Origin of the sequence: Arthrobacter sp. efr-133-TYG-104 (assembly GCF_030208915.1) — a bacterium.
Lineage (GTDB): Bacteria > Actinomycetota > Actinomycetes > Actinomycetales > Micrococcaceae > Arthrobacter.
Genome location: NZ_JARVTA010000002.1, coordinates 151,910 through 178,167 on the forward strand (window position 1 = coordinate 151,910; position 26,258 = coordinate 178,167).

The window sequence follows — 26,258 nt, forward strand, 5'->3', positions numbered from 1 at the left end:
CAAGACCTTAGTCCGGAAAAGTCCTAGGGGGTCGGAGACATCCGCAATGCGGACTCTATTGTGACCTTGGTCAGTTTGTGACTGTCGGATCATCCTGGACGTTGGTTCCGGCGATGGCGTCACGGGCGGCCCGGCGGAGCTTCTTGTCAGAAACTGCCCGCTCGCCTACTGCCGCCGGTGTCCAGGCGTTGAGGTCTTCCTCGCTGAACTCCGTCTTGGATGGACGGCGCTTGACGGAAATTCCCGTGACTCCATCTGCCAGACGGCGCGTCACCAGGAGGAATCCGGTGTGCGCCACCATGCGGTGGTCGGGACGGACGGCAAGGCCCTCCAGGTGCCATCCGCGGACCATGGATTCCCAAGCGTCGGGCTCCGTGAAGCGCCCATCGGCACGGATGGCCTCAGCGGTCCGCGAAAGCTGCGTCACGGTGGCCACGTAGTTGATCCAGACCCCACCGGGCGCAAGGACTGTGGCGACGGCGTCCAGGCATTCCCAGGGAGCCAGCATGTCCAGCACAACACGGTCGACGGAACCTGGGGCCTCGGCCCTGACAACTTCCTCCTGGAAGTCACCGATCGAGATCTGCCATGCAGGGTGCGGGCCACCAAAAATGGTTTCAACGTTCCCGCGTGCGATGTCCGCAAATTCTTCACGACGTTCAAACGAGTGGAGGTAGCCGCCGTCGCCCACTGCACGCAGCAGCGAAATCGATAGGGCCCCCGAACCAACGCCCGCCTCGACGACGCGGGCACCGGGGAAGATATCCGCCATGGTCACGATCTGGCCGGCATCCTTCGGGTACACCACCGCTGCGCCGCGTGGCATGGAAAGCACGAAGTCCGAAAGCAGCGGCCGCAGGGTCTGGTATTGCTGCCCGACGTTGTTGCTGACCACCGAGCCGTCCACTTTACCGATGATCTCATCATGGTTGAGGAAGCCGCGGTGCGTATGGAATGCTCCGCCGACTTCCAACGTGATGGTGTTCATGCGTCCCCGCTCGTCAGTGAGCTGGACCCGCTCCCCCACGCGGAAAGGGCCGCGGCGACGTGCGGCACCTGTCGGCTGCGCGGCCGAGGCAGCGCTTGACGCGTTCGGCTTTTCAGGGCCGGCGCTTGCTTCGAGGGCGGCGGTTTCGCTGCTCATGTGGTATTCCTCGCTCTTGTTACGGCTGGGTCGCGCTGTGTCGCACCGGACGGGCGCCAAAGAATGGTGGTTGGATCGGCTGGACGGCCGGCAAGTAACTCTACCGGGCCAAGGTCAGGCCCGCCCGCTCCCGCGGGCTTCCTTGCCTGTAATGGCTGTCACGACAGTCTGTTGCCGGAGTAAGCCAGTGACAAGTCCATTCTGGTCCACCACAGCGTATTCGGCCCCTTCGAGGCGGGCCAAGTACTGGATCAATTCCTGCCCCTTGGACCACTCAGGAACGTAAGCCCCAGCGGCCAAGGCGTGCGCCACAGCGGCGACCGGCGTCGTGCTGGCAGCATAAGGCGGAACTGCGGCAATTGCCTCAGGGTCCACCACGCCCTGTGGTTTGCCGTCAGGAGCGCACATCACTACCACCGGGTGCCCGGCGGGGGAAATGGCCAGGACATCCGCTACAGACGCTGACCCCGGGATACCCACGGCAGGCTCGGCCAAACCTGCGGCACTGACCAGGAAGAGGCGGCTGCGAAGTTTAGCGGCCTGGATGGAACCGGACGCCCCCATCCAGAGGAAACCGCATACGAGGGCGGTGATCAAGACCAGGTTCAGGTCCAAGGGCGAGCCACTCAGCAAGGGAAGGCCAACGAACCATACAGCGAGTGCGACGGCGATGATGCGGCCAGCCCAGCCCGCGGCGATGGTGCCCTTATCCTGGCTTCCGGTGGCTTTCCAGACAGCTGATTCGACCAAGCGGCCGCCGTCCAGGGGCAAACCCGGCAACACGTTGAACAGGCCGATCAGAAGATTGGCCCACATCAATATGTTCGCCAACGTTTCCGCTACGCCGCTGAGCAAGCCAGCCGAGATGACACCCCACACGACACCCGCCAAGACAAAATTCGACGCCGGTCCAGCCAAGGCCACAATGACCGACCGCCCTGGCGAGGCCGTGAAGTTTTCAAATTGCGTATGGCCGCCCCACAGGTTCAACACGATCTTCTCGGTGGGCCAGTTGAACGACTTGGCGCTGAGGGCGTGGGCAAGCTCATGCACCAGTACAGAGATAGCGAGCAGGACGGCGTAACCTAACGCCACTAAATAGGCGGCGATGCCCAGATGCGGCGTCCGAGCCAAGAGGGCCGGCCCGTAGACAATCACGGTAAACGCGGCAATGACGAACCATGAGTACGCCAGGTAGACCGGAATCCCGGCTACCCTTCCGAGGGGAATGCCGTCCTTCTTAGCGGCTGCGGCGTGGTGGGGCGCGGAGTTGCTCATTTAGTTGGACCCTTCAAGGAGCGCGTCCTCAGGTGCGAACCACGGTGACCGCGATCCGCTGAAACGATCTGCCACTAAGGCGCTGATGTCCTCGCTGGTCCGGCCCACCAACGTTTCCCACTGCGTCATCCGAGAGTCCTCTGGGAGGGGGACCTGGTGGGGTATTCCAACGGTGACAACTCCCGAAGCCATGGCGGCAGTGGCGCCCGGAACAGAGTCCTCCAACGCAACGCAGTGATCCACTGTGACAGCGGGATCCTCCAAGGCAAGCCGCTCAACAGCCGTGAGGTACGCTTCCGGATGCGGCTTTCCGTGGGTCACTGTGTCTCCCGTAACCATGAACTCAAAGTATGGCTTCGGCAAGCTTTCGACCACTACGCCGGCAAGGGGACCTTCGGACATGGTGACCAAGGCACACCGAACACCGGCCTCGAACAGGTCGTCAAGAAGCTCGCGGGCACCCGGACGCCATGGAACCTCGGTACGGATCGCACTGATGACTTGTTGGCTCAGCGTATCCACGATGTCACGGGCCTCAAGGTCCACCCCGGCTGCCTGCAGGACAGCGGCCGAGTGGAACAAAGATTGACCAACCAATTGCATAGCCTGCTCATGGGACCACGTGCCGCCGTGGGATTCCACCAGCGCACGCTCGGCAGCGATCCAGTACGGCTCGGTGTCCACAAGCGTGCCATCCATATCCCAGAGCACGGCTTTGAGGAGGGTCTGTCCGGGTAACGAATGCATGGTTTCAAGTCTACGTGGAAGCTGGGGTGCGGCTTCGCGCGCATTGCGCTCTGCGCGAAGCGTGGACACGCTATGGGGTGAAATGCCATGCATCCCCAAGGGTCTTGGACGTAGGGTGAGTGGATGAACAGTGTGGACGGGACACCCGAAGGACAGGACATCACAGCGGAGCCCGAGCGTTTCCTCAAGGAACCCGCGGAGGGCCAGCGCGTCACCGTCATGATCGCCGCTTTTGAGGGCTGGAACGACGCCGGTGAGGCCGCCAGCGATGCCCTGCACTATCTGAACAAACTCTGGGCAGGCAAGAAAGTCGGCACCGTGGACGCGGAGGAATACTACGACTTCCAGTTCACCCGGCCCACCGTCCGCCGGACGTCGTCGGGTGCTCGCAAGGTCAAGTGGCCCTCCACCCGGATCTACAAGGCGCCGGTTCCGGACAGCAACGTTGACGTGGTGTTCGTCCTCGGGACCGAACCCTCCTACCGCTGGCGCGCCTACACCACGGAACTGCTGGTCCACGCCGAGGCGCTGAAGGTGGACGCTGTCATCCTGGTTGGCGCATTATTGGCCGACGTGCCCCACAGCCGCCCCATCCCGGTCAGCACAACCAGTGAGGACGGCGATTTGCGCGAACGCCTGAACCTCGAAGCTCCACAGTATGAGGGACCAGTGGGAATCGTGGGCGTGTTAGGTGAGTTCGCGCTGTTGGCGGGGCTGCCCACTGTCTCGCTGTGGGCTGCTGTTCCGCACTATGTGGCGCAGCCGCCCTCCCCCAAGGCCCAGCTCGCCATCCTGCATCGGATTGAAGACCTGCTTCAAGTGCCCGTGGACAGCCAAGCCCTGGCCGAAGAGTCCGAGGCATGGGAACGGGGTGTGGATGAACTGGCCACCGAGGACCCGGAGATCGCTGCCTACGTCAGGCAGTTGGAGGAAGCCAAAGACACCGCGGACCTCCCGGAAGCGTCCGGGGAGTCAATCGCCCGTGAGTTCGAACGGTACCTGAAGCGACGCGGAAAAGACCGCCCCTGAGCTGGTAACCGGCTTCAGAGCTCCACGCCAAGAAGGGCATTGACCGCATTCGCCATCAGTGTTCCTTCGGCGACGGGAATGTCGGCGTCGCCGCTCAATACGCTTTCGGCCCAACGGTCGACGGCGGCAATCGCACCGGGTGCATTGAGGTCCTCGCCCATTTCCCGGCGCATGGCAGCGAGCAGCCCCAGTGCGGATTCCGGTTCAGCCGCCGATTCTGCACTTGGTGCCAATTCCACCGTGGCGCGACTGCGAGCCCGACGCCAGCGCTCCAGGCGTTCTTTCGCCGCCGTAAACGTCTCATCGGTCCACGACCAGTCTGAGCGGTAATGGTTGGCGAGAATGGCAAGGCGGATAGCCGCCGGATCCTCGCCCGCCGCCCGGAGCTTGGAGACAAGGACCAGATTGCCCCTGGACTTGCTCATCTTCTCGCCATCCAGGCCCACCATGCCGGCGTGCGCGTAGTGCTTGGCCAAGGGGACGCCGGACAGCGAATACGCATGCCCTGCACCCATCTCGTGATGCGGGAAGATCAAATCGGAGCCGCCACCTTGCACCGTGAAGGGTGCGGGAAGGTATTTCCGGGCGATGACCGTGCACTCGATGTGCCAGCCGGGACGGCCGTCGCCGAGCGTCGCTCCAGGCCAGCTTGGTTCATGTTCGCGGGCTACCCGCCACAACAAGGGATCCAGGGCTTGGCGTTTCCCAGCCCTGGCGGGATCGCCGCCACGTTCCGCGAACAGGGCCAGCATCTCCGCCTCGCCCAGTCCGGACACGTCGCCCAGAGTCCAGGCATCGGTGGCGTCAGATCGTTTGCCAGCGGCTTCGACGTCGTAGTAGACGTCGCCGTCCGGGTCGCCGTCGGAACCCTCCACACGATAAGCGAGGCCGTCAGCGATGAGCTGCTCGATCGCGGGAACGATGTCCGGGATGGCCTCGACTGCGCCAATGTAATGGTCAGGGGCAATGACGTTCAAAGCGTCCATGTCAGTGTGGAACAGCTCGATTTGGCTGGCCGCGAGGTCGCGCCAATCCACTCCCGTTGCCGTGGCCCGCTCAAGCAGGGGATCGTCGACGTCGGTGACGTTTTGTACGTAGGCCACGCGGGCCCCGGCGTCACGCCAGGCGCGGTTCAAGAGGTCGAACGCCACGTAGCTCGCAGCGTGCCCCATGTGTGTGGCGTCATAGGGAGTGATCCCACAGACGTACATGGACTGCTCAGGCTGCTGGCCGATGTCCACCAAGCCACCCGCCGCCGTATCGAAAAGCCGTAGCGTGGGCATGCTGCCGGGCAGCTCAGGGACAGGGCGGGTACTCCACGATTTCACGACTCAACCTTAGTGCTAAGCGCTGATCACATTGAAACCGAGCAGGACATACAACGCGAGCCCAAGGAATATCCGGTACCAGACGAAGGCGCGGTAGCTGTGCGTGGACACGTACTTCAGGAACCAGCCAATGATCACGTAACCCACCGCGAAAGCGATGATGGTGGCCAAGGCTGTTTCGGGAAGACCAAAGGGGCCCGCCAGGCCACCCTTGGAAACCGTTTTGTAGAGCTCATAGAGCCCACTGCCGAACACTGCGGGTATGGCCAGAAGGAAGGAATAACGGGCTGCCGCCTCGCGGGTGTAACCCATCAGGAGTCCGGCGGTGATCGTGCCGCCGGACCGGGAGACACCGGGAATCAAGGCCATGGCTTGGGCCAGGCCGTACAGGATGCCGTGCTTGTATGTCAGGTCCGCCAGGTGCCTCTCCTGGCGGCCAATGGCGTCAGCAACAGCGAGGACCATGCCGAACACAATGAGCATGGTGGCCACGATCCACATGCTCCGCAGCACGGATTCGATCTGGTTCTGGAACAACAGCCCAAGGATGATGATGGGGAGGCTGCCGATGATGACCAGCCAACCCATTCTCGCGTCGGGATCGTTGCGGTCGACTTTCCCCCTCAGGGAGCCGAACCAAGCCCGGACGATCCTCACGATGTCCCGCCAGAAGTAAACAAGGACCGCGGTCTCCGTTCCCAGCTGCGTGATCGCGGTAAACGCTGCGCCCGGGTCGGCCGCATCCGGAAGGAAGGAACCCACGATCCGCAGGTGCGCGCTTGAGGAGATCGGGAGGAATTCGGTGAGGCCCTGCACCAGGCCAAGGAAGGCTGCTTCTATCCAGTTCACGTGAATAGACCCTACGTCATAAAGGTGGCTTACTGCCCGTAAGCTTGCTGCTATGCAGCAGCGTTACGTCGGAAACAGCGGATTCCGTGTGTCTTCTTTGTCCCTTGGAACTATGTCCTGGGCCCAGGAGACCGATGAGCATGACGCCGCCGAGCTCCTGAACACTTTCGTTGCTGCCGGGGGCACTATGGTGGACACCGCAGCCTCCTACGCCCAAGGCCAGGCCGAAGCAATGCTCGGATCGATGCTGGGAGACGTCGTGGCCCGCTCGGAACTGGTGATTTCGACGAAAGCCGGATTGACGACGTCGGACTCCCGCCGAAGCATCAATGCTTCCCGTGGCGCAATGCTGGCTGCCCTCGACGCCAGCCTCGCCCGGCTGGGCACCGACTACATCGACATATGGTTTGCCCAGGACTGGGATCCGAACGTGCCCTTGGACGAGACGCTCTCAGCGATGGAGCTTGCCCAACGAACCGGCCGCGCCCGCTACGTGGGTATCTCCAACTACAACGGGTGGCAGACTGCCAAGGCGGCAGCGGTTGCGGGGTTCACGCTGGTAGCTAACCAATCCGAATATTCCCTGCTGCAGCGCAAAGCTGAGGACGAGCTTGTTCCCGCGGTGGAAGATGCCGGTTTGGGGCTGATGGCCTGGGCCCCCTTGGGCCGCGGGGTGCTGAGCGGGAAGTACAGGGGCCAGATTCCCGCCGATTCCCGTGCCGCCGATGGCCGGTTGGCCGGTTACGTGGCTCCCTACCTCGAGCCGCAGGCTTCCCGCGTGGTCGAAGCGGTGGCGATGGCTGCGCGAGGCCTAGGCAGGTCTGCCATGGACGTGTCACTGAGCTGGCTTTTGTCGCGTCCCGGCGTCGCAACGGGAATCGTGGGCCCACGGAACGCCGTCCAGCTCAAGGAGCTCCTGGACTCACAGCTGACGGCGCTGCCCGCCGAGATCGCGCGCGCCTTGGAGGATGTCTCCGCGGCCTAGTTCGCCTCCGGTCACATCAGGCCCGATCACGTTAGGCCCGATCACGTTAGGCCCGGTCCAGGATGTCCATCAAGTAGCTGCCGTATCCGCTCTTGGCCAGCTTTCCCGCTTGTTCCCGCAATTCATCATCCGACAGATAGCCCATACGCCACGCCACTTCCTCGGGCGCACCGATTTTCAGGCCCTGCCGGTTTTCGGTGGTCCGGACGTAGTTGGATGCGTCGTTGAGGTCACTGAAGGTACCGGTGTCCAGCCAAGCCGTGCCCCTGGGAAATTTTTGGACGTGGAGCCGGCCCACGTCCATGTACTGCCGGTTGATGTCGGTGATCTCCAGTTCGCCACGAGGGGATGGCACCAGGTCCTTGGCCATGGCAACGACGTCGTTGTCGTAGAAGTAGAGGCCAGGGACGGCGTAGTTACTTTTGGGGTTGGCGGGCTTCTCCTCGATGGAGACAGCCAGGCCGTCACCATCGAATTCGACGACGCCGTATGCGCTCGGATCCTTGACCCAATAGCCGAAGATGGCACCGCCGTCGACGTTGGCATACTGGCGCAACTGGTTTCCCATTCCGGGTCCGTTGAAAATGTTGTCCCCGAGGATCAGGGCTACGTTGCCGCCGCCGATGTGCCGCTCCCCCAGGATGAACGCCTGGGCGAGTCCGTCCGGCGTCGGCTGTTCCGCGTAGGTGAGGTTGATTCCAAACTGCGATCCGTCACCCAAGAGGCGTTGGAACTGCGTGGCATCGGCAGGGGTGGTGATGACCAGGATGTCCCGGATCCCGGCAAGCATCAACGTACACAGCGGGTAGTAGATCATGGGCTTATCAAAGACGGGAACCAGTTGCTTGCTGATTCCCAACGTGATGGGGTGAAGGCGCGAGCCCGTACCGCCTGCCAGAACAATCCCTCGCAAATCTGCCGTCCTCATCCGTGCCCAGTCCAGCCGCGGACGGCTACTCTAGGGCCATGCAGAGAATCCTTGTCACCGGCGGGGCCGGATTCATTGGATGCAACTTTGTCCACTTCATCATGGAGCACACTCCCCTCCATGTCACGGTCTTGGATAAATTGACTTATGCAGGCAACCTTCAATCGTTATCGGAGGTGCCCTCGGCGCGCTTTGACTTCGTCAAGGGCGACATCTGTGACGGCCCGTTGGTGGAAGCCCTAGTGTCCCGGGCGGACGCCGTGGTGCACTTCGCTGCAGAGTCCCACAATGACAATTCGCTGGCGGAGCCCCGGCCATTCGTGGACACGAACCTCGTGGGTACCTTTACCCTGATCGAGGCTGCCCGAAAGTCCGGCACGCGGTTCCACCACGTCTCCACGGACGAGGTCTACGGCGACCTGGAGTTGGACGATCCACGCCGATTTACCGAGGAATCCGTATACCGCCCTACGAGCCCGTACTCGGCGACGAAGGCCGGCTCCGACATGCTGGTCCGGGCGTGGGTGAGGTCCTTCGGGCTGCAGGCGACCATCAGCAACTGCTCGAACAACTACGGCCGCTTCCAGCACGTGGAAAAGTTCATCCCCCGGCAGATCACCAACATCCTCGACGGTGCGCGGCCCCGCCTGTACGGAAGCGGCAGCAACGTCAGGGACTGGATCCATGTGGAGGACCACTCGTCCGCCGTCCTCACTATCCTCGAACGCGGCGACATCGGGGAAACCTACTTGATCGGCGCCGATGGTGAACGCTCCAACCGCGAGGTAGTGGAAATGTTGTTGGCCCTCACAGGCCACTCCCCCGACGCTTACGATCTCGTCACCGACCGGCCGGGCCACGACCTGCGTTACGCCATAGATTCGAGCAAGATCCGTGCGGAGTTGGGTTGGGCCCCACAGTATTCGGACTTCGAAGCCGGGCTCCGGAGCACCGTGGAATGGTACCGGGGCAATGAGCACTGGTGGCGCCCCCAAAAGAAGGCAACCGAGTCCAAATACGCCGGACAGGGACACTGACCGGTGGGGGAAGTTCAGCAAATACAGGCCACCACGACGCCGATCCCAGGGCTCCTGCTGTTCAGCCTGCCCGTGCATGGGGACAACCGGGGATGGTTCAAGGAGAACTGGCACCGGCGCAAACTAATCGACGCCGGCATGCCGGACTTTGGTCCCGTGCAAAACAACATCTCCTTCAACGCCCAGAGGGGCACCACTCGCGGCATCCACGCAGAGCCTTGGGATAAGTTCATTTCCCTTGCCTCGGGACGTATTTTCGGGGCGTGGGTGGATCTGAGGGAGGGCCCCACTTTCGGTACCTTGTTCACGGCCGAACTGTCTCCCCATGAGGCTGTCTTCGTTCCCCGCGGCGTCGGGAACGCGTTCCAAACCCTTCACAGCGATACCGCGTACACGTACCTCGTCAACGACCATTGGAGCGCGGAGGCGCAGGCCAACTACACCTTCTTGAACCTGGCGGATGAGGACATCGCGGTGCCGTGGCCCATCAGCTTGGACCGGTGCATACTGTCCCCGCAGGACCGCGCACATCCCCGCCTTGCCGACGTCGAGCCGATGCCGGGCCGGAGAATACTGGTGCTGGGGGCTGACGGCCAGCTGGGTGCCGCTTTGAGGCGCGCCTATGAGGGGCAGGGCAGCGTGGACTTTTTGGGCCGGGGCGATTTCGACATCACCTCCGAGGAGTCCTACCAGGCCATGGACTGGCGACAATACTCCACGATCATCAACAGCGCAGCTTTCACGGCCGTTGACGCGGCAGAAACGGCAGAGGGTCGGGTTGCTGCCTGGGCCATCAACGCCAGTGCCGTTACCCGGTTGGCGCGGGCCGCCGTCGAATATTCACTGACGCTGGTCCACATTTCCACCGACTACGTTTTTGATGGCACCGCCGCGATTCACCGGGAAGTCGAGCCACCGAGCCCCTTGGGTGTGTACGGCCAAAGCAAAGCCGCCGGCGACGCCGCGGCATCGACCGTGCCCCGGCATTACATCGTTCGCACCAGTTGGGTGGTCGGGCAGGGACGGAACTTCGTTCGAACCATGGCGGAGCTCGCTGACAAGGGCGTTCCCGCAAGGGTCGTCGACGACCAATGGGGGCGGTTGAGCTTCGCCGATGACATCGCCGCAGGCATCCGCCACCTTCTGGAACACAACGCCGTTCCCGGGACTTACAACCTCACCAACGACGGCGAACCGCAGTCCTGGGCGCAAGTGGCCAGGGAGGTCTATGCCCTGCGCGGCGCCACCCCGGCCCTGGTCGCAGGGATCAGCACCAACGATTACGCGAAACCGGGAACCGCGCCCCGTCCGCGCAGCAGCCTACTGGATCTTTCCAAAATCCGCGCCGTTGGCTTTGCCCCGCCTTCGGCGTCGCAGCGGTTGGCGGAATACCTCGGCGAAGGCGGTTAATCCAAGGTCCGGCTCTGGTGCACGGCACGAATTCGGCCTAAAGTGGCCGTACGGCAGCCACCAGTGGGCCGGGAGACATCTCAAGTAAACAAGTTGGTCTGGCGGGATAACCCGCCCCCGCCGTCCGGGCAGTGCAGCGGCCTCGGACGGAGGATTACTTGAACGTGCCCTGAGGACCCGAGGCTGGAGAGCCAAGAATGCTGCTACCAAAAATGATGCGCACCCCCCAGCTGATGGAACAGCCATCGGAGGTGAACCTCGGCGGCGCCGCCGTAAAGCTCCTGGCGATGGACACAGCCGTCCACGAGATCACGAACAGGGCCGCTACCCCGGCTTCACGCCCGCTGGGTGTGTGTTCGGCCAACCTGGATCACATCCGTCACTTCGGTGCCGGAAGCAGATGGCTGGGAACGTTGGACGCCTCTGAACCGGTGGAGTGGTTGACGCTCATCGACGGCGCTCCGCTGGCGGCCCAGGCCCGTCGGCTCACTGGCCGGCAATGGCCCCGCTTGGCGGGAAGCGACCTCGTCGGCCCCCTGCTGGACGAAGCCGCGATGCTCGGCCTGAGTGTCGGCTTCCTGGGTGGTTCCACCTCCACCCACCAACGGATCAAGAGCCAGTTTGCGGCGGAACGGCCAAACCTCCGGATTGCCGGATGGTGGTCCCCGGACCGGCCCGTCCTGGGAAACGAAAGCGCCTCCCGGAGCCTGGCGGCAGAGATAGCAGAGACCGCACCGGACATTTTGGTGGTGGGCCTGGGCAAGCCGCGGCAGGAACTGTGGATCGCTGAATACGGACACCTGACCGGGGCAAGGGTGCTGCTGGCTTTCGGCGCTGTGGTCGATTTCCTTGCCGGCCAGATCCGCCGCGCTCCGGCATGGATGAGTTCCAACAGCCTGGAATGGGCATGGCGTTTGATGCTCGAACCCCGCCGGCTTGCGCGGCGATATTTGGTGGACGGCCCGGAGTCGTACCTAAAGCTGCGCCGCTCCAGCAGTGTGCCGGCCCCTGATCCTGCAGGTCAACCGAGTGCTGGTCAACCGGGTGCTGGTAACATCGAGGCGCGCCCCGCGGCGCCCTCGGCGCCCGCCCAAGAACAAGAGCAGGCGGACCAGCCACGAGCCAGGACGCGTTTTGTCTCGCCGGCGGAGAAGGCCGACGTCGCCGTCGTGATTGTCACCTACAACAACGCGTCCGACGTCGGGCCCCTGGTTTTGAGCCTCCGCGAGGAAACTCGTGAGCAAACCATCAAAGTCGTGGTCGCGGACAACTCCCCTGACCAGCGCACTCTCGATGAGCTGGCGAAATACCCGGACGTTATTGCCGTAAGCACTGGTGGAAACCTCGGGTACGCCGGTGGTATCAACGTCGCGCTGAGCGCTGCAGGCGAGGCGGAGAGCTACCTCGTCCTCAACCCGGATCTTCGCGTTGCGGCCGGCGCGCTGAGGGCAATGCGACGCCGGCTCGCCGACACCGGCGCCGGCGTGGTAGTGCCGGTCCTCCTCGATAACGACGGCAGCATCTACCCATCACTGCGCCGGGAACCGGGTGTCCTGCGAGCGCTGGGGGACGCAGTGTGGGGTAGCCATTGGAAGGAACGCCCCGAGTGGCTGGCGGAGATGGACTGGGAACCGGAAAGTTATCTCCATGGCCATCGGGTGCAGTGGGCTACGGGGGCGGCGCTGCTGATCTCTGCTGAGGCGGCTGCTGCGGTGGGAGCGTGGGATGAGCGGTTCTTCCTCTATTCGGAGGAGACCGATTTTTGTCGAAGGGTGCGGGAGTCGGGTTTTGGGATTTGGTTTGAGCCTGCGGCCCGGATGTGGCATGAGCGTGGCGGGTCGGGCAGTTCACCCGGGTTGGTTGCGTTGATGGCGGTCAACCGGGTCAGGTATGCGGCCAAGTACATGGGGCGTGGGCGTCGGCTGGCTTTTGGTGCTGCGGTCCTTGCCGCTGAGGTGGCACGGGTCGATAAGCCAGGGCATCGGGAGGCGGCGTTGGCCGTCATGAGCCGGAGGCGCCGTAGTGGTTTGCCGATGGCCACCGGGACGGGGGCATGACGATGGATGGTGGCACGACGATGGACAGTTCTCTTCCGTCAGGGGCGATCATCATCCCTGCGCATAATGAGTCCGCTGTTATTGCCCGGACCTTGGATTCACTGGCTGAGGTGCTTGGTTGGGGAACAGTTGAGGTCATCGTGGCTTGTAACGGTTGCACGGATGGAACCGAGGTGATCGCTTCTCGGTATGCGAGGGTGCGCGTGCTGCGGGTTGGACAGGCGTCGAAGGCTGCGGCGCTGAATGCGGGCGATCAAGCGACCGGGCTGTGGCCGCGGCTTTACCTTGATGCTGATATCGAGGTCAGCGCGGGTGCCGTGCGTTCGGTTTTTGAGGCTTTGGAGCGCGGCGATGTCCTTGCTGCGCGGCCCGCTTTCAGGTACGAGTACGCAGGTGCTTCGTTTCTTGTGCGGGCGTACTATCGAGCACGCAGCCGGGTGCCGGCCAATGCGCAGGGCCTGTGGGGTTCGGGGGCCTATGCCTTGGGCGTTGCGGGGCATGAGCGTTTGGGGGCGTTTCCGCTGCTGACAGGGGACGATTACTACGTTGACCGGCTGTTTGGTCCCCGGGAGAAGGCTGTCCTTGATACGGAGCCTGTGGTTGTCCGGACGCCTCGGACGTCCGCAGCGTTGCTGGCTGTCCTGCGACGGACCTACCGCGGGAACGCCCAGCAGGACGCTGGCTTTGTGGGTGCTTCGGCCGCCCGCACCCTACGGGAATTGTTGGCCTCCGTCAGGGGGCCGTTGTCCGGTGCCGATGCCGCCGTTTACGCGGCGTTCGCCGTAGCGGGCCGTCGTCGTTCGCTTAAGTTCCGGCCGCAGGTATCTACCGAGGTGTCCGCCGGGCTGGTTCCCGTTTGGGAGAGGGATGAGAGCAGCCGGTAGTCAGAAGCCGCAGGCGCTGCTGCCCTGGATGCGGTAGAGGTGCACGGCGTTGCCGTCGATGAATGTATCGGTGAAGGTTCCGTCCACTACCGGGATACTCCGGTTTTCATCGATGACGACGGCGGAGCTACCGCCGCAGGCCAGGTGGATGGTTGCTGTGCCCCCGGCGCTTGTGTTGGCGCCGGCGAAGACGTAGGCGGTGTGGTCAAGGACCTTCGTCGTGGTGTCCACGGGTCCTGTGGGGACGGTGGCGCCGTCGAGGAAGGGGGCGTTGAGGACGGGAGCGAGGCCGGTGATTTGTTTGTTGAGGGAGGTCACGGTTTGCTGCACTTCTCCCGCGCAGTCACGCAAGACGTGTTGTGTGGCGCACTGGCCTCCGAAACTGTGGTTGAAGTAGATGATTCCCCGGGCGCCGTGGATGAGGCTGCTCCACACGGCGGCGCGCAGCTGTGGTCCTGTTATGGTCAGTGCTGCTGGGGCGTTGTCGAAGGGGTGGCCGGCTTCCACGAAGGCCCAGACCGGAGTGGGGTTTCCGCTGCTGCTGAGCTTCCTGAGGCGGTCTACCGTCCAGCCGTAGTTTGCTGCCAGCCGGCATTCAGCGGGGGTCAGGTCCTTGGCATATTTCACCACGGCCCCTCCTTCTGTGCGGGAGCAGATGCCGGGATCGGTGAACCAGTACGTGTCCGCGGATACGAGGTCTTGGACGCCGTTGAAAAAGCCTTGGGCCTCGGCGTCGGATTCCCAGAAGGCCACTCCTTTGCCGTAGTTGGCGTAAAGCATGGTTCCGGGAGGTGCGGCCTTGTGCCGTTCGCTTTGGACTGTATAGCCACACTGGGACGCTGCAGGGGCGCAGATGGGACCTTCCCCGGGGTAGTTTCCTGACCACGCGCCGCTTCCTGGGCCGGCCCACATGTCAACCTCGTCGGTCAGCAGGAATCCGTTGGCTGAGGGGTGTCCGTTCGCCGCGGGGGCTCCAATGGCGGGGATGGCATACATGCCGGAGTCGAGCGCCAACTGGATGTCGGAGTTGGCCGTGAGTGCAACGTAGGTGTTTAGGCCGACTTGTTTGTCCTGGGCCACGTTTCCGGGATCCACCACGCTTTCGGACCACACTCCCAGGGGAAAGTATGACGGGTCCGCGGGAAGCCCGTGGGCGAAGCGGGCGTAGTAGTCGGGTCCGCCGTCGACGGGGCGCAAAGATACGCCGGGCGTCGTTGTTGCAGTGGTGGTGGTAGGGGGTTGGCTGGAAGGGGTGGCCGCGGGCTGGTTCAGCGGAAGCACGGCACTCACTGCCGCAATGGCCAGGAGGAGTCCCGCTCCTACCGTGGCACCGGTCAGGAGGGTCTTCCGTTTCACGTCCTTCCCGCGGGGCTCTTAATGCCCGGGTGCCCTTTCCCGTTCGATTCCGTGGTGAACTTGTCCTCTTGCGGGTCCAGTACTACCGGGAGCGTTTCACTGGCCCTACGGGGTTTCTGCACGGCGCCCATGGGCATACTCCCCAGCATGTCCAAGGGCATTTCGATGGCGGCCTTGTGGGACGGGGCGGCCTCACCGTGGCTGGCATGGCGGCGTCCCCTCTTTGAAGCTGCATTTGCCCCTGCGTCCCTGGGGTCGGCCCCTGCGGGCTTCATGCGTGCCGTCTCCAAGGCCCGTGCTGCCGAGACTGCCCCGAATGTCAGCACCAGGCCGCCGACAACCACCACGATCAGAGAACGGAGCCGGCTGGAGAATTGTTCTATGGCGTTGTCCGGCGGGGTGACCACAACGGTGGTGAACAGGAACCGGTCGGCGGCGCCGTTGACGGTCTGAATCTGTTTGAGGTCCTGTTGCATCTTGGTGCCCAATGCTTGGACGGTCGCCGTCGCTACCTCTTTCTTGGGCGACACGGCTGATATATCCAGAAGGAAGGAGTTGGGGGAACGTTCCACGGTGTAGTCAGTGCTTAAGGAGAGCTTGCTCAACGCGCTCCCCACGGAGTCTGCCTTTAGCCGGGTTGCTTCGACTTGTGCGATCAGGGAGGAATCCGAGGCCCGTAAGTAGGGATTGTCCGAGTTGAGATCCTGCAGCGACGGGTTTCGCTCGAGTTCGCTGGCGGTAGGAACCTTGGGGTTGACGATCGCGTACGTAGCTTGTGCTTGGTAGGACCTCGGTGCGAAGGCATACACATACACGGCGGCGAAGGCGGTCAGGAGCAGCGCTGGTATGACCACAAATTTGTGGTGCCACAGTGCTTTGATGACAGCTAGCGGGTCCATGGGATTCCCTCGTTTCCTGAATTGGCTCGGCTTGTTGGGCTTGCAGGGTTGGCTGGGTCGGGAATCGTGGGTCTTGGCCTGAATCTTTGCCGGGGCGGGCTGTCGCTAACGCCCCTGTCAGGACCTGGGGCCCTTAGATTGGCTTCGCGCCGGACCATGTTCCACACTGCCCCGGACAGGCCGACGACGACCGGATAGGCCAGCGCGAAGACCGGGAAGGACATGGAGTCGAAAGTCAGCGAGCAGCCGGCCGCCACGGCCCCGGAGGCCGCCAAAGCCCCGGCGAGTGCGCGCAGGGCCGGTATCCGGGAAGCGCGGGCTGCGATGAGGGCTGAACAGGCCGGCAGGACGAGATAGGCAACCATGCCGAAGAAACCCACCAGCCCCAAGGTGACAAGGGAATTGAGGTATTGGTTGTCCAGGATTTGGAGTGCGTCTGTGGGCCGGTAATTGCCGGGGCCCAGGCCCAGGAACGGCAGTTCACCAAAGAGCTTGGCAACCCGCGGGTAGTTGTTGGTCCGCGTGGAGACCGACAGGTCGCTGCTTCCGGCGGTGAATTGTGAGGTGAGGGTACCCACCAAGCCGGGTACGGCCACGAAGAGGGCGGCAAGCGCGACCGGCGCCATCACCAACGCCCATCGGCGCGCCGTCGTTGGCAGGAAGGGGATGAGCACGATCATGCTGATGGTGAGTCCCAGGACCCCTGATCGGGACACCGTGGAGGCGATGGCAAACACCAGCAAGGCGGTGACCGTCCAGTGCAGCCACTTACGCCCTGTGGAATCGTAGATCGCGCGCCAGATGGACAGCGGCAGCATCATGGAGCAGACCACGGCCAGTTCGATCGAATGGAAGGTGCTTCCGGCCACGCGGGTCAGGAGTCCACGCACTTGGAAGACTGTGTTCCCGCCGTTGTCAGTGAATCCCACCATGACGTCCTGGATCCACACCATGGGGTTGATCCGGAGCACGAATTGGACCACTGCGACAAGACAGCAGAACAGGGCCCCTGCCAAGAGCGCCCGGACCAGCATGAGGGCATCGTTCACGGTCCGTACTGCCTCGCTGACTGCAAGGACGATTCCGGCGCTGGCGAGGATGAGGATGAGCCAGCGGTCAGCGGACGCTTGGGAAGCGATACTGGTGTTGCCTGTTAGCCCGGAGAACATTGCGACGTACGAGGCACAGGTTCCTAGCCACAGCAGGCCGATTCCCAAGCGTCCCGGGTTCCTGGCCCTGAAGGGATTTTGGAGCCCGAAGAACGATGCGCAAAGCCACACCAGCAACAGCAGCAGAGCCAGCATCAGCGGTACGGTCCCGACAGCCCCCAGGGGTTTCAGCACCATGTTGGACGGGAAGAAGAAGATGCTGAACGCGGAAACCCGGAGCAGGAAGCTGACGGTGGCGTGCTTCCCCGGGTGGACTTCAAGGTCCGTGAGGCCCACGTCCGGCACCGGTTTGGGAACCAGCGGCTTGACCTTCAGGAAGCTCATGCTGGCCCCTGCCCCACGAGTGATTCCTGCATCAGGTTGCCGAATGCTTCCGCCGTCGCCGACCAGTCCAGTCGCTGGCTGCTTCCGATCCGCGCTGCGCGTTCCTGGATATTCGGGCTGCAGACTACCTCGGCGAGCGCGGTCGCGAGGCTGTCCGGCCTGGAGGGTGCCCATACGGCGTCTGGGTCTGTGAGGAGACCGGAGGCGAAGGGCGCCTGGTTCAGGACCGGCACGTTGCCTGCGGCCAACAGTTCGCCTGGAACAAGGGAGATGTTGGTAAAGGAGATGGCCAGGCCGGCAATGGTGTGGTTGTAGAGAATGTTCAACTCGCGCGGAGGGAGGTTTCCGTGGTTGGTGATCGGAATTTTCCATCCACTGACGATGTCGCCGTAAACGTGGATCTCTTTATCCGGACACAGTTGGTGGAATCTTTCCAGGGCAAGTTTTGCGAGCAGGTAGCCGCGCCGGTCCACATTCCTCTTGGCGTAGTAGACCACGCCCGTCCGCTGCCAGGCCCCCGTGGTGGGGAGCAAACGATAGGTGGTGGTGTCGCATCCGTAAGGCACCACGGCGTCGGGGGGTGTTCCGAGTTCGGCCTTCATGACCTGAGCGATCATGTCGCCAAGAGCGACCGTCGTATACCCGAAGCGGTAACTGTCCTCGGCCAGGGCGTAAAGGATCCCGCGCGGATGGAAGTACGGTTCGTAGTCTTGGATGAAATAGAAGACGTGCGGCTGGCGGGGTGCGCGGGCGGCGATAACATGCGCTGAAGACCATGAGCTCGCAACCAGGGCATCCATTCCAGCCATTCCATCAGTGGCGCTGCGCACCTCGGCGCTGATATTGGGCCAATGCCGGCGGATGACGGGTTCATGCCGGGAGACGTCATCGGAGGTGCGGTCATAGAGGAACAATGTGCACCGGTGTCCACGCTCTTCCATGGCATGGACCATCCGGAACAGGGTGGTGTGGCCACCGGAGCCCGGCCCCGGCGGGGTGCAAACCCAGCCGATGTTCAATGGTGCTTGCTTCCCGGGGAACGGAACCTCGGGCCGCTGAACAGAGCCGCGCTGAACAGAGCCGCGCTGAACAGCGGGGTCGGAAGGGTCGGCGACATCTTCAGGCCGCAGGGGAAGTTCCGGTTCAGCCAAGCCCCATCTCTCCTGCAGGAATGTAGCGGCCTTAGCCGTTCCATGGCGCGCCACCTGGCCCCAGCCGTCCTGCCGAAGCCGTAGTGCGAGGTGCCGGAGTTGTGCCCGGGACATGGTCATTTGTCCTCCCTCCACAACGGGGCAGGAAGGGCCGCGGTGAAGTCCCTAATAGCGTTGCGCCGGGTTTCCAACGCGATGCCGGACTTTGCGGAGAGCATCACCGCGATCTTGTCCGGCGGCGCCGATGCCAGCAGGTGGTCTATTTCGGTCCGGGTCAGGGGAAACTCCTCCGAATACACGATCCCCTGCATCTCGGTAACTCTCGCATCAGCCCCGCCGAGTACCTCGTCGACGTAAACGCCGTACAGCATCATTTCCGAGAAGTGCAGTTGGGAGCCGACGGCGGTGGCCCACGCCGTGCCCGTGGCACGTTCAACATGCCGCAACAGGGAACGCACCACGCGCGGTTCCCACAGGCATGGCCAGCAGATGTAATCGGTCAGGTCCCCTTCCGGGGTTGCGGCCGCGCCGAGGAGCTTGCGCGCTGAGTCATGCCATAGCCGGTGACCGGGAAGGGTGCTGTCAACGCCGGATGGCTTCCGGTACATAGCGATGTGCCCGCCCACGCGGAACGCGTCCAAGGTAGTAGGCCTGATCAGGACACTGTCCGAGTCCAGGAGCAAAACGCCTTGCACCTCCAACTGCTCCACGGCTGCCAATTTGATAATTTGCTGGGCGATCCATCCGCGGATAGGCGGCCACGGGTGCGCGCGGTTGACCCACAGGTTCAAGCGTGGCGGCTGCAGGAAGGTGCGGGGAAGGTATTCGCGGATGTCATGAATCCGTGTCCGCGCAGAGGCCAGGTACCCAAAGGCATTAAGGTCCTTGCTTGGCACGATGATGTGATGGACGACGTCGCGTTCGGTCATCTCCATGACGGACCGGTTCAGGTCCGTACACAGCTCCAGGTCCGGCAGATAGCTGGGCGTGACCACGGCCAGTTCCACGTTGGGGGTGCTCATACGGCCACGCCTCCTTCCGCTTCCGGCTGCGGCACCCCTTTGGCGCCGTCGTCGTCGTCGTTCTTGAACAAAACCCGGATGTCCGCAACCAGCCGCCGGCCCTGACGGAACACCAGGAGCGTGTACACCGAGACACCGACCAGGCCACCCGTTGCCAGCGAAAGGGCCGGGTCAGTCACCATCGAACCCGCCGCCCAAGCGGCCACCCCTGCCGCCATGGCAGCGAGCAGGGACGGGAGGCTGCCGCCCAGCAGTTCCCGTGCAGTGGTTCCCAGTACCGAGGTCAAGGCTTTGACGTACAGCGGGATGACCACCAGACAGGCGACCGTGGCATGGGCAATCCCGGCCCCGGCGATCCCCCACCAGGAGATTCCCCCATAGAGCGCAGGGACTAATGCGATGAGCCAGGCCACTTGCACCCAAAAGAGCCACATCGTTTTCCCGGCCCCGACGCTGAGGTCGGCGAAGAGTTCCACGAGGATACGCATGGCCCCGAACACTCCCAAGGTGGCCAAGGCGATCCCGGCTTGAGCCCAAGGGGCACCGTATGCAGTAACGATCAGTGGATGCGCCAACGCGATGAGCATCGCCGAAATCGGGAAAGCGCCAAACGAAACGCCTGCCACGAACCTTCCGGCAAGAGTTCCCAATGTTCCCTCAGCAAAGAGACGGCCAAATGTGGGCACAGCCGTGGCACGGATGACGGCGGTTATCACCGAGCTCGGCAAACCGGCCAGGTTGAACGCCAACAAGTACAGCCCCAACGCCGTCGGATCCAGCATCCTGCCGATCATCAGGTAGTCGAGGTTGAGCGTCACGAACACTACGAGGTTCGCCAGGGCAAGCGGTGCACCGAGCCGGAGGACTTCCTTGGCCACGTCCCGGTCGAAACCGGGTGCGTACCTCATGGGGCTGATGATCCAATACCCCGCCAAGGCGAGCAATTGGCCGCCAACCCTGGACCAGGCCAACGCCATGGCGCCCCAACCGCCCAAGGCCATGGGAACCACCAGGACAAGGACCATCACGGCGCTGGAGACGTCGACCACGACCCTCGGCTTTTGCAGGAAATCCCGCCACACCATGGTGGAAGGAACAGCAGCGATACCTTGCAGCAGAATAGTCAGGGAGAGCACCTGAATCACCGGGGTAGCTGCCGGATCCTCGAAGGCCGCAGCCAGCACAGGAGCCAAAGTCACCGCAGTTGCTGTCATGATCCCGCTGGTCACCAGCGCAATGGTGAACACTGTCGGGGCAATTCTGTCCGGATCCCCGCTACCGCGGGCCAACGAAGCCGTGGCACCCAACTCGGCCATGTTCGTTGCGATCGTCTGGACCACCAAGGCCACCGCGAGCGCACCGAAGTGCTCCGGGGCGAGGAGACGGGCAACGATGATGGTGGTACTGAACTGCACCACCCTGCCCAATGCCATGTTCACCCCACCCCACACAGTGGCGCTCGCAGCACGGCTGCCCAAGGTGCGCTGGTGCCCCTTGGTGGTGCTCACGAGATTCCCGTCAACGACCAGATGCGCCAGCGCAGGCGGTCCAGCTGCTTGCGCGCATAAGCCGTGTGCGGATCGTGCCGGCCCCGGACTATGGCCGCCTGCAAGGTGTTGGCTCGGTGGACATTGCCAGGGACCTGTTGCAGCCCCTCAATAAACTTCCGCAGTTCGACGGCGGCCAGCGAACCGCCGTCGGCGACCTCCCGGAACCCCAAAGTGGAGGCTTCCTTGCTCAGTGCCCGTTCCACGCGTCGCAACTGCCGGGCCCGGAACTCCGCGGACACACCCAAGCGTGGGTCTTCCAGCACCCGGAAGGCATCCAACCTGTGCCTGAGGTCTACGGCGGCGGCCGCGTACTCCGTTTGGTGCATGTTGGCTCCATGAACCCGGTAGTAGGCCTGAACAGGTCCGTTGATGCGGCCCACATCCCAAGCAGCTGCCGCACGCAACCAGTATTCGAGGTCTCCCGAGTGCGGCAACGCCTTGTTATATGCCCCGGTGCCCACCATGGCCTCGGTCCGCATGACCACTTCCGGCGACAAAATGAAGTTGTGTCCCCTAGTGCAGGCCAAGGAAATCCACTGCTTGCCCTGCCACACTGTCCAGGTGCTGCGCCCTTCCGCTGCGACGGGAGGTGGCTGGTCGGTGAAGTCCCGGGGAAGCCCGTAGACCATCCCCACTCTCGGATTCGCCTCCATCAGGGCGGCAGCCCGGGCCAAAGCTCCGGGCGCGATCAGGTCATCGGCGGACAACAAGGTGACGTAGCGCTGTGCCGCGCGTGAGAGCCCATCGTTATATGTAGAGATGTGCCCCTGGTTCTCCTCGTGGACCACCACTGAAATCCGTGCATCCGCAGAGGCCAGTCGCTGGGCAACCGCAGCGGAGTCATCGGTGGACGCGTCGTCGACGATGATGACCTCGACGTCGACACCGTCCTGGGACAGCGCACTATGGACGGCGTCCGGCAGGTAGCGGCCGTAGTTGTAGCAAGGGACCACCACCGACACACCGGGCCGGTTGATGAGGGGGCTGGGCCGCATCAGTTTCACAGGATGTCCTCCAATGCCGGCAAATTGCCGCGCCTGATCACCCGCGCCGGAACGCCCACCCACGTCTCGTCGGCAGGGACATCGCTAAGCACGGCAGCGCCCATTCCGATCGTGGCTTTGGCACCGACGGAGCGGCCCTCGCGGACGCTGGCGTTCATGCCGATGTAAGCGGCCCTGCCGATGCGTACACCGCCACCCAAGGAAACTCCGGCCGCAAGCGTTGCGAAATCACTGACAACGTCATCGTGGGTGAAAGTCACCCCCGGCATGGCCACTACATGGCTTCCGAGGGACACGGAGGCCGTCATGGTGACATGGGCCAGGAGAATACTGCCTCGCCCGATGACGCAGCCCTCAGGGACGAGCACGGAGGGATGGATGGCGGTCGCGTATCGGTCCTCGGAGAGCCCGAGTGCTCGTAGCCGCATGACCACGCTCTCGCGCCCGCTGCCGTTGCCGATACACACCAACAACAACGCGTAGGGAAAGTTCAACGCATGGCGGATTGGTCCGAGGACATGGGCGCCGTCCACCACGCGCCCTGCCTTGTCCTCGTCGTCGTCGAGGATGCCGATGACGTCGAACGGTCCGCTGCTGCGGACCATGGCCAGCACCTCGCGCGCCAAGCCACTGGCCGCGATGAGCAAGAGCTCGGTCATGGGGACTCCCCCGGGGCCGGACGGAATCCAGCGGCCGAACCGGATCCAGCCGCACGGGAAGCACGGTACACGGAATCGATGACCCGGGCTTGGTCCTGCTGGGTCAGCTGATGGTACAGCGGGAGGATGAGCGTGGTGTCGGTGAGGTGCTCGGTGGCATCAAGTGTGGCGGTCCCGGTGTCCTTTCCCGCATACGCCGGCTGGCGGTGGGCCGCCATGATCCCGCGTCGGGCAGAAATCCCGTCTTCAGCCAAGCGGGCCAGCAACGAGTCGCGATCGACGGCGAACGCGGAACCGACTTCGACCCAGCAGGATTGGAAGTTGTTCGTGCCGTAGTCCGGGTCACTGACCAGGCGGAGCCCTTCGAGGCCCGAGAAGGCCTCTGCATAGACCCAGGCCAGTTCCCGCCGCCGCTGCACCACTTCCCGGAGCCTGCCCAGCTGAACGAGGCCGACGGCGGCTTGGAGATCGGTCATGCGGTAATTGAAACCGACTTCGAGGTACTCCTCCGCAGGTGGGAGGAGACTCGCGTGCCGATCAGCGGCGGAGACACTCATCGCATGTTCGCGCAGCCGGCGGGACCTGTCCGCAAAGCCCATATCCGACGTCGAAAGCATCCCGCCTTCTCCTGTGGTGAGGATTTTGCGGGGATGAAAGGACCACGCTGCGAGCTGCGCGCCGGCCCCCACCGGGCTACCCCGGTAGCGGGAACCGATAGCACAAGCGGCGTCCTCCACAACCGTGATGCCTAACGGATCACAAAGGTTCCGGATCGGTTCAAGATCCACCGGCACCCCGCCCTGGTCCACGGCAATCACGACTTTTGTGGCTGGAGTCAGTGCCGCTGCCACGGTGGCCGCGGTGACGCAGCCGGTGCGGATGTCGACGTCGGCGAACACAGGACGCGCGCCCACGTACGTCGCGGCGTTTGCTGTGGCGATGAACGAGAACGACGGCACCACCACATCGTCGCCAGGACCAACTCCGGCTACGGTCAAGGCCAGATGCAAAGCGGACGTGCAGCTTGAGGTCGCCACCGCGTAGCCTGCACGCTGCTCCTTGGCGAACGCTTCCTCGAATTGCCGGACCTTGGGCCCCTGCGCCACCCAGCCCGAAGCAATGACGTTCGCAAGCGCCATGGCCTCTTCTGCTCCCATCCACGGTTTCATGACGTCTATGCGGGCCAACCGCGTCTCGGCGGTGGTCATCGCGCACCCACAGGTGGGGCTTGGACGCTGCCTTCATGCCTCGACGCCGCGATGTCCTCCCGGAGCGGACGCCACCACGAAACCAAAGAACGCAGTCCTTCTTCCAAGTCCACGGTTGCTTCAAATCCGAGGTCTTCCCGGGCCGCGATGGTATCGGCCAGGCGTCGGGCCACACCGTTGACGGTACGTTCAGGACCGTGTTCCAAGTGGAGGGGTGATTCCATGACCGCCAGCAAGGTGTGGGCGAGTTCGGCCAGGCTGGTTTCAACGCCACTGGCCACGTTGTAGGCGCCCTCGCGTATGTCGCTCGTTGCGGCGAGGACATTCGCCCGGGCGACGTCCGTGGTGTGCACAAAATCCATGGTCTGTTCACCACTGCCAAAGATCAGGGGCGGCAGTCCGTCCACGATCCTTTCCATCCAACGAACAAGGACCTCGGTATAGAGCCCATGAACGTCCATACGGGGCCCGTAAACGTTGAAGTAGCGCAGCATGACGTAGTCCATGCCGGACATGGCGCGGAAGCTTTTGGCCATCGCTTCGTTGAAGGATTTCGCTGCGCCGTAGAAGGTGTCGTTGTTGAAGTGGTGGTGGTCCTCCTTGGTAGGAAAAAGCTCGGCCTGCCCGTAGACGGATGCGCTTGACGCTGCGATGACTTTGTCCACGTTGTGTTCCACTGCTGCCTCGAAAACGTTGAATGTACCGTTGACCAGTACTTCCAAGGCAAGCCGCGGTTCTTCAGCGCATTGGGTGATCCGGATAGCCCCTTGGTGGAACGCAAGGTCCTTGCCGCGCATAAGGTCATGAACGAGATCGCGGTCCCGGAGATCGCCTTCAACCAACCGGACACGGCCGCTCGCCAATGCGTGGCCAAGGTTGTCACGGCGGCCCCGCACGAGGTTGTCCAGTACATCCACGTGGGCTGCACCGGCGTCGAGCAGTTGATCAACGAGGGTGGAACCGATGGTCCCGGCACCACCGGTAACCAGGATGGCCGCCCCGGACAGGCCAGTCACAGCAGAACCTGGAGTTCTGCCTCGTTGCCGGCCACCAAAGTGGACTGGCCGCCAGTTTCCAAACTTTGGGAGACAGCTTCCAAGACAGATAGGACCCGGAGCCCGGATTCCCCGCTGGTGCGTGGGGCGGTGTGGCTTCGGATGGATGTGGCGAGCTCAGCTACCACTTGCCCCAGGGGTTCCCGCTCCTGGAGGGCCGGTGACCAGGTATCACCGAGCCGGTAAGAAATAGCCGTGGCCCTTTTGTCCGCTGCGGACCGCGGCTGGTGGTCCAGGCTGACTCCCCGGTCGTAGACACTAAGGCGTTGCTGCGGGTTCAGATCGTCCCAGACAAGCGTCCTCTTGGATCCGCCGATAATCATCTGCCGGATCTTGGTGGGGCTGAGCCAGTTCACGTGGATGTGGACCATGGCGTCGTTGGGCAACCCGAACGTCAGGTGCCCTATGCAGTCCCTGCCCGTACCAAGGGGGTCCGCCCCGTGGGCCGATATTTCGGTGGGATGCAGGCCGCCGGGGAGGACAAAGTCGAGGATGGACAGGTCGTGCGGGGCAAGGTCCCAAAACACGTTGACATCCGGCTGCACCAGCCCCAGGTTGATCCGCACAGAGTCGACATAGAGGATCTCTCCCAACGCGCCGCTGGCCACCAATTCCTGGATCTTCAAGACTGCCGGGGTGAAGCAATAGGTATGATCCGCCATGAGGACGAGGCCCTTGGACCTGGCCTCTTCCACCATTTCCAATCCCTTGGCCCGGCTGTCCGCCAGCGGCTTCTCCACCAGCACATGCTTCCCGGCCCGCAGCGCCGTCATCACCACTCCGTGATGCGTATGCGCGGGAGTGGCAATGGCCACGGCATCCAGGTTGTAGTCGTCCAGCAATTCGTCCAAGGACTCGATGACGGGCACGGGGCCTACCGTCTCGGCGAGTTTGAGGCCCCGTTCGACGTCGAGATCGCAAATAGCCACGAGCTCCCAATCAGGGCTCGCTTTGAGGTTCCTTGCAAGGTTGGGTCCCCAGTATCCGGCCCCCACCACAGCGATTCGCAGCTTGGGGCGTAAGCCGTTGCTATGGAGTTGGCCTGACGGAATAGTTCGTATACTCATTTCCCACTCGACTTCTCTCTTTGTTTCCCGTGTCGTTGGCTCCGACGTATTTGGTTCCGACGCATTTGGTTCCTGCGTGTTGCGTTGGCTGGACCCTTTCAGGTGCCGCTGAGGCGAG

23 protein-coding genes are annotated in these 26,258 nt (G+C 63.3%); 6 read left to right on the forward strand and 17 right to left on the reverse strand.

Annotated elements, in window-relative coordinates:
• Nucleotides 1–70: 70 nt before the first annotated feature.
• From QRN04_RS02925 to QRN04_RS02935, 3 genes are all read right to left on the reverse strand, one after another.
• Nucleotides 71–1,144 carry a tRNA (adenine-N1)-methyltransferase gene (locus QRN04_RS02925; RefSeq protein WP_284974654.1) on the reverse strand — a complete coding sequence of 358 codons (1,074 nt, stop codon included), beginning with the start codon at nucleotides 1,142–1,144 and terminating at the stop codon, nucleotides 71–73.
• Nucleotides 1,145–1,258: 114 nt separating this feature from the next.
• On the reverse strand, nucleotides 1,259–2,422 hold the full coding sequence (locus tag QRN04_RS02930; protein WP_284974655.1) for a site-2 protease family protein: 1,164 nt from the start codon (nucleotides 2,420–2,422) through the stop codon (nucleotides 1,259–1,261).
• A complete protein-coding gene (locus tag QRN04_RS02935) occupies nucleotides 2,423–3,262 on the reverse strand; it encodes an HAD family hydrolase (protein ID WP_284974656.1) in 840 nt (279 codons plus the stop codon).
• 30 nt (nucleotides 3,263–3,292) lie between these two features.
• Between QRN04_RS02935 and QRN04_RS02940 the strand changes: the two genes are divergently transcribed.
• Nucleotides 3,293–4,198, forward strand: coding sequence for a PAC2 family protein (locus QRN04_RS02940; protein ID WP_284974657.1), 906 nt, complete (start codon nucleotides 3,293–3,295; stop codon nucleotides 4,196–4,198).
• A gap of 14 nt (nucleotides 4,199–4,212) precedes the next feature.
• Here QRN04_RS02940 and mshC read toward each other — a convergent pair whose 3' ends face one another.
• A complete protein-coding gene (mshC, locus tag QRN04_RS02945; RefSeq protein ID WP_284974658.1) occupies nucleotides 4,213–5,526 on the reverse strand; it encodes a cysteine--1-D-myo-inosityl 2-amino-2-deoxy-alpha-D-glucopyranoside ligase in 1,314 nt (437 codons plus the stop codon).
• A 15-nt stretch (nucleotides 5,527–5,541) separates the two neighbouring features.
• A complete protein-coding gene (locus QRN04_RS02950; protein ID WP_284974659.1) occupies nucleotides 5,542–6,375 on the reverse strand; it encodes an undecaprenyl-diphosphate phosphatase in 834 nt (277 codons plus the stop codon).
• Nucleotides 6,376–6,427: 52 nt separating this feature from the next.
• Here QRN04_RS02950 and QRN04_RS02955 point away from each other — a divergent pair, with 52 nt between their 5' ends.
• Complete coding sequence (locus tag QRN04_RS02955) at nucleotides 6,428–7,360, forward strand: aldo/keto reductase (RefSeq protein WP_284974660.1); 933 nt, start codon at nucleotides 6,428–6,430, stop codon at nucleotides 7,358–7,360.
• 46 nt (nucleotides 7,361–7,406) lie between these two features.
• Here QRN04_RS02955 and rfbA read toward each other — a convergent pair whose 3' ends face one another.
• The gene (gene rfbA / locus QRN04_RS02960; protein WP_284974661.1) at nucleotides 7,407–8,273 is read right to left on the reverse strand and encodes a glucose-1-phosphate thymidylyltransferase RfbA; all 867 of its coding nucleotides are present in this window, start codon (nucleotides 8,271–8,273) and stop codon (nucleotides 7,407–7,409) included.
• A 53-nt stretch (nucleotides 8,274–8,326) separates the two neighbouring features.
• Here rfbA and rfbB point away from each other — a divergent pair, with 53 nt between their 5' ends.
• From rfbB to QRN04_RS02980, 4 genes are all read left to right on the forward strand, one after another.
• A complete protein-coding gene (rfbB, locus tag QRN04_RS02965) occupies nucleotides 8,327–9,325 on the forward strand; it encodes a dTDP-glucose 4,6-dehydratase (RefSeq protein ID WP_284974662.1) in 999 nt (332 codons plus the stop codon).
• Nucleotides 9,326–9,328: 3 nt separating this feature from the next.
• Nucleotides 9,329–10,735, forward strand: coding sequence for a sugar nucleotide-binding protein (locus QRN04_RS02970; RefSeq protein WP_284974663.1), 1,407 nt, complete (start codon nucleotides 9,329–9,331; stop codon nucleotides 10,733–10,735).
• A gap of 212 nt (nucleotides 10,736–10,947) precedes the next feature.
• On the forward strand, nucleotides 10,948–12,792 hold the full coding sequence (locus QRN04_RS02975) for a WecB/TagA/CpsF family glycosyltransferase (protein WP_284974664.1): 1,845 nt from the start codon (nucleotides 10,948–10,950) through the stop codon (nucleotides 12,790–12,792).
• Between the two features lie 20 nt (nucleotides 12,793–12,812).
• On the forward strand, nucleotides 12,813–13,676 hold the full coding sequence (locus QRN04_RS02980; RefSeq protein ID WP_284974665.1) for a glycosyltransferase: 864 nt from the start codon (nucleotides 12,813–12,815) through the stop codon (nucleotides 13,674–13,676).
• Here the strand turns inward: QRN04_RS02980 and QRN04_RS02985 are convergent, their stop codons facing one another.
• The 11 genes from QRN04_RS02985 to QRN04_RS03035 are packed head-to-tail and all read right to left on the reverse strand — an operon-like array spanning nucleotide 13,677 to nucleotide 26,140.
• Complete coding sequence (locus QRN04_RS02985) at nucleotides 13,677–15,032, reverse strand: hypothetical protein (protein ID WP_284974666.1); 1,356 nt, start codon at nucleotides 15,030–15,032, stop codon at nucleotides 13,677–13,679.
• Nucleotides 15,029–15,931, reverse strand: a complete 903-nt coding sequence (locus tag QRN04_RS02990; RefSeq protein ID WP_284974667.1) for a GumC domain-containing protein — start codon at nucleotides 15,929–15,931, stop codon at nucleotides 15,029–15,031. The genes QRN04_RS02985 and QRN04_RS02990 overlap by 4 nt, the downstream gene beginning before the upstream one ends.
• Nucleotides 15,919–17,424 (reverse strand): O-antigen ligase family protein, encoded by a 1,506-nt coding sequence (locus tag QRN04_RS02995; RefSeq protein ID WP_284974668.1) that lies wholly within the window; start codon nucleotides 17,422–17,424, stop codon nucleotides 15,919–15,921. The genes QRN04_RS02990 and QRN04_RS02995 overlap by 13 nt, the downstream gene beginning before the upstream one ends.
• Nucleotides 17,421–18,695 (reverse strand): glycosyltransferase family protein, encoded by a 1,275-nt coding sequence (locus QRN04_RS03000; protein WP_284974669.1) that lies wholly within the window; start codon nucleotides 18,693–18,695, stop codon nucleotides 17,421–17,423. The genes QRN04_RS02995 and QRN04_RS03000 overlap by 4 nt, the downstream gene beginning before the upstream one ends.
• Complete coding sequence (locus tag QRN04_RS03005; RefSeq protein WP_284974670.1) at nucleotides 18,692–19,597, reverse strand: DUF6492 family protein; 906 nt, start codon at nucleotides 19,595–19,597, stop codon at nucleotides 18,692–18,694. The genes QRN04_RS03000 and QRN04_RS03005 overlap by 4 nt, the downstream gene beginning before the upstream one ends.
• Nucleotides 19,594–21,105 (reverse strand): oligosaccharide flippase family protein, encoded by a 1,512-nt coding sequence (locus QRN04_RS03010; RefSeq protein WP_284974671.1) that lies wholly within the window; start codon nucleotides 21,103–21,105, stop codon nucleotides 19,594–19,596. Before QRN04_RS03010 ends, QRN04_RS03005 begins: the two co-directional genes overlap by 4 nt.
• Nucleotides 21,102–22,142 (reverse strand): glycosyltransferase family 2 protein, encoded by a 1,041-nt coding sequence (locus tag QRN04_RS03015; RefSeq protein WP_284974868.1) that lies wholly within the window; start codon nucleotides 22,140–22,142, stop codon nucleotides 21,102–21,104. The genes QRN04_RS03010 and QRN04_RS03015 overlap by 4 nt, the downstream gene beginning before the upstream one ends.
• 5 nt (nucleotides 22,143–22,147) lie before the next feature.
• Entirely contained in the window at nucleotides 22,148–22,810 is a 663-nt protein-coding gene (locus QRN04_RS03020; protein ID WP_284974672.1) for an acetyltransferase, read from the reverse strand.
• The gene (locus QRN04_RS03025) at nucleotides 22,807–24,018 is read right to left on the reverse strand and encodes a DegT/DnrJ/EryC1/StrS family aminotransferase (RefSeq protein WP_284974673.1); all 1,212 of its coding nucleotides are present in this window, start codon (nucleotides 24,016–24,018) and stop codon (nucleotides 22,807–22,809) included. The genes QRN04_RS03020 and QRN04_RS03025 overlap by 4 nt, the downstream gene beginning before the upstream one ends.
• Nucleotides 24,015–25,034, reverse strand: coding sequence for an NAD-dependent epimerase/dehydratase family protein (locus QRN04_RS03030; protein ID WP_284974674.1), 1,020 nt, complete (start codon nucleotides 25,032–25,034; stop codon nucleotides 24,015–24,017). The genes QRN04_RS03025 and QRN04_RS03030 overlap by 4 nt, the downstream gene beginning before the upstream one ends.
• A complete protein-coding gene (locus QRN04_RS03035) occupies nucleotides 25,031–26,140 on the reverse strand; it encodes a Gfo/Idh/MocA family protein (protein ID WP_284974675.1) in 1,110 nt (369 codons plus the stop codon). Before QRN04_RS03035 ends, QRN04_RS03030 begins: the two co-directional genes overlap by 4 nt.
• Between the last annotated feature and the right edge of the window lie 118 nt (nucleotides 26,141–26,258).

Coding starts and splice junctions, on each gene's coding strand:
- QRN04_RS02925 (WP_284974654.1), bottom strand. CDS start 1,144: ATGAGCAGCGAAACCGCCGCCCTCGAAGCAAGCGCCGGCCCTGAAAAG.
- QRN04_RS02930 (WP_284974655.1), bottom strand. CDS start 2,422: ATGAGCAACTCCGCGCCCCACCACGCCGCAGCCGCTAAGAAGGACGGC.
- QRN04_RS02935 (WP_284974656.1), bottom strand. CDS start 3,262: ATGCATGGCATTTCACCCCATAGCGTGTCCACGCTTCGCGCAGAGCGC.
- QRN04_RS02940 (WP_284974657.1), top strand. CDS start 3,293: ATGAACAGTGTGGACGGGACACCCGAAGGACAGGACATCACAGCGGAG.
- QRN04_RS02955 (WP_284974660.1), top strand. CDS start 6,428: ATGCAGCAGCGTTACGTCGGAAACAGCGGATTCCGTGTGTCTTCTTTG.
- rfbB (WP_284974662.1), top strand. CDS start 8,327: ATGCAGAGAATCCTTGTCACCGGCGGGGCCGGATTCATTGGATGCAAC.
- QRN04_RS02975 (WP_284974664.1), top strand. CDS start 10,948: ATGATGCGCACCCCCCAGCTGATGGAACAGCCATCGGAGGTGAACCTC.
- QRN04_RS02980 (WP_284974665.1), top strand. CDS start 12,813: ATGGACAGTTCTCTTCCGTCAGGGGCGATCATCATCCCTGCGCATAAT.
- QRN04_RS02990 (WP_284974667.1), bottom strand. CDS start 15,931: ATGGACCCGCTAGCTGTCATCAAAGCACTGTGGCACCACAAATTTGTG.
- QRN04_RS02995 (WP_284974668.1), bottom strand. CDS start 17,424: ATGAGCTTCCTGAAGGTCAAGCCGCTGGTTCCCAAACCGGTGCCGGAC.
- QRN04_RS03000 (WP_284974669.1), bottom strand. CDS start 18,695: ATGACCATGTCCCGGGCACAACTCCGGCACCTCGCACTACGGCTTCGG.
- QRN04_RS03005 (WP_284974670.1), bottom strand. CDS start 19,597: ATGAGCACCCCCAACGTGGAACTGGCCGTGGTCACGCCCAGCTATCTG.
- QRN04_RS03015 (WP_284974868.1), bottom strand. CDS start 22,142: ATGCGGCCCAGCCCCCTCATCAACCGGCCCGGTGTGTCGGTGGTGGTC.
- QRN04_RS03020 (WP_284974672.1), bottom strand. CDS start 22,810: ATGACCGAGCTCTTGCTCATCGCGGCCAGTGGCTTGGCGCGCGAGGTG.
- QRN04_RS03025 (WP_284974673.1), bottom strand. CDS start 24,018: ATGACCACCGCCGAGACGCGGTTGGCCCGCATAGACGTCATGAAACCG.
- QRN04_RS03035 (WP_284974675.1), bottom strand. CDS start 26,140: ATGAGTATACGAACTATTCCGTCAGGCCAACTCCATAGCAACGGCTTA.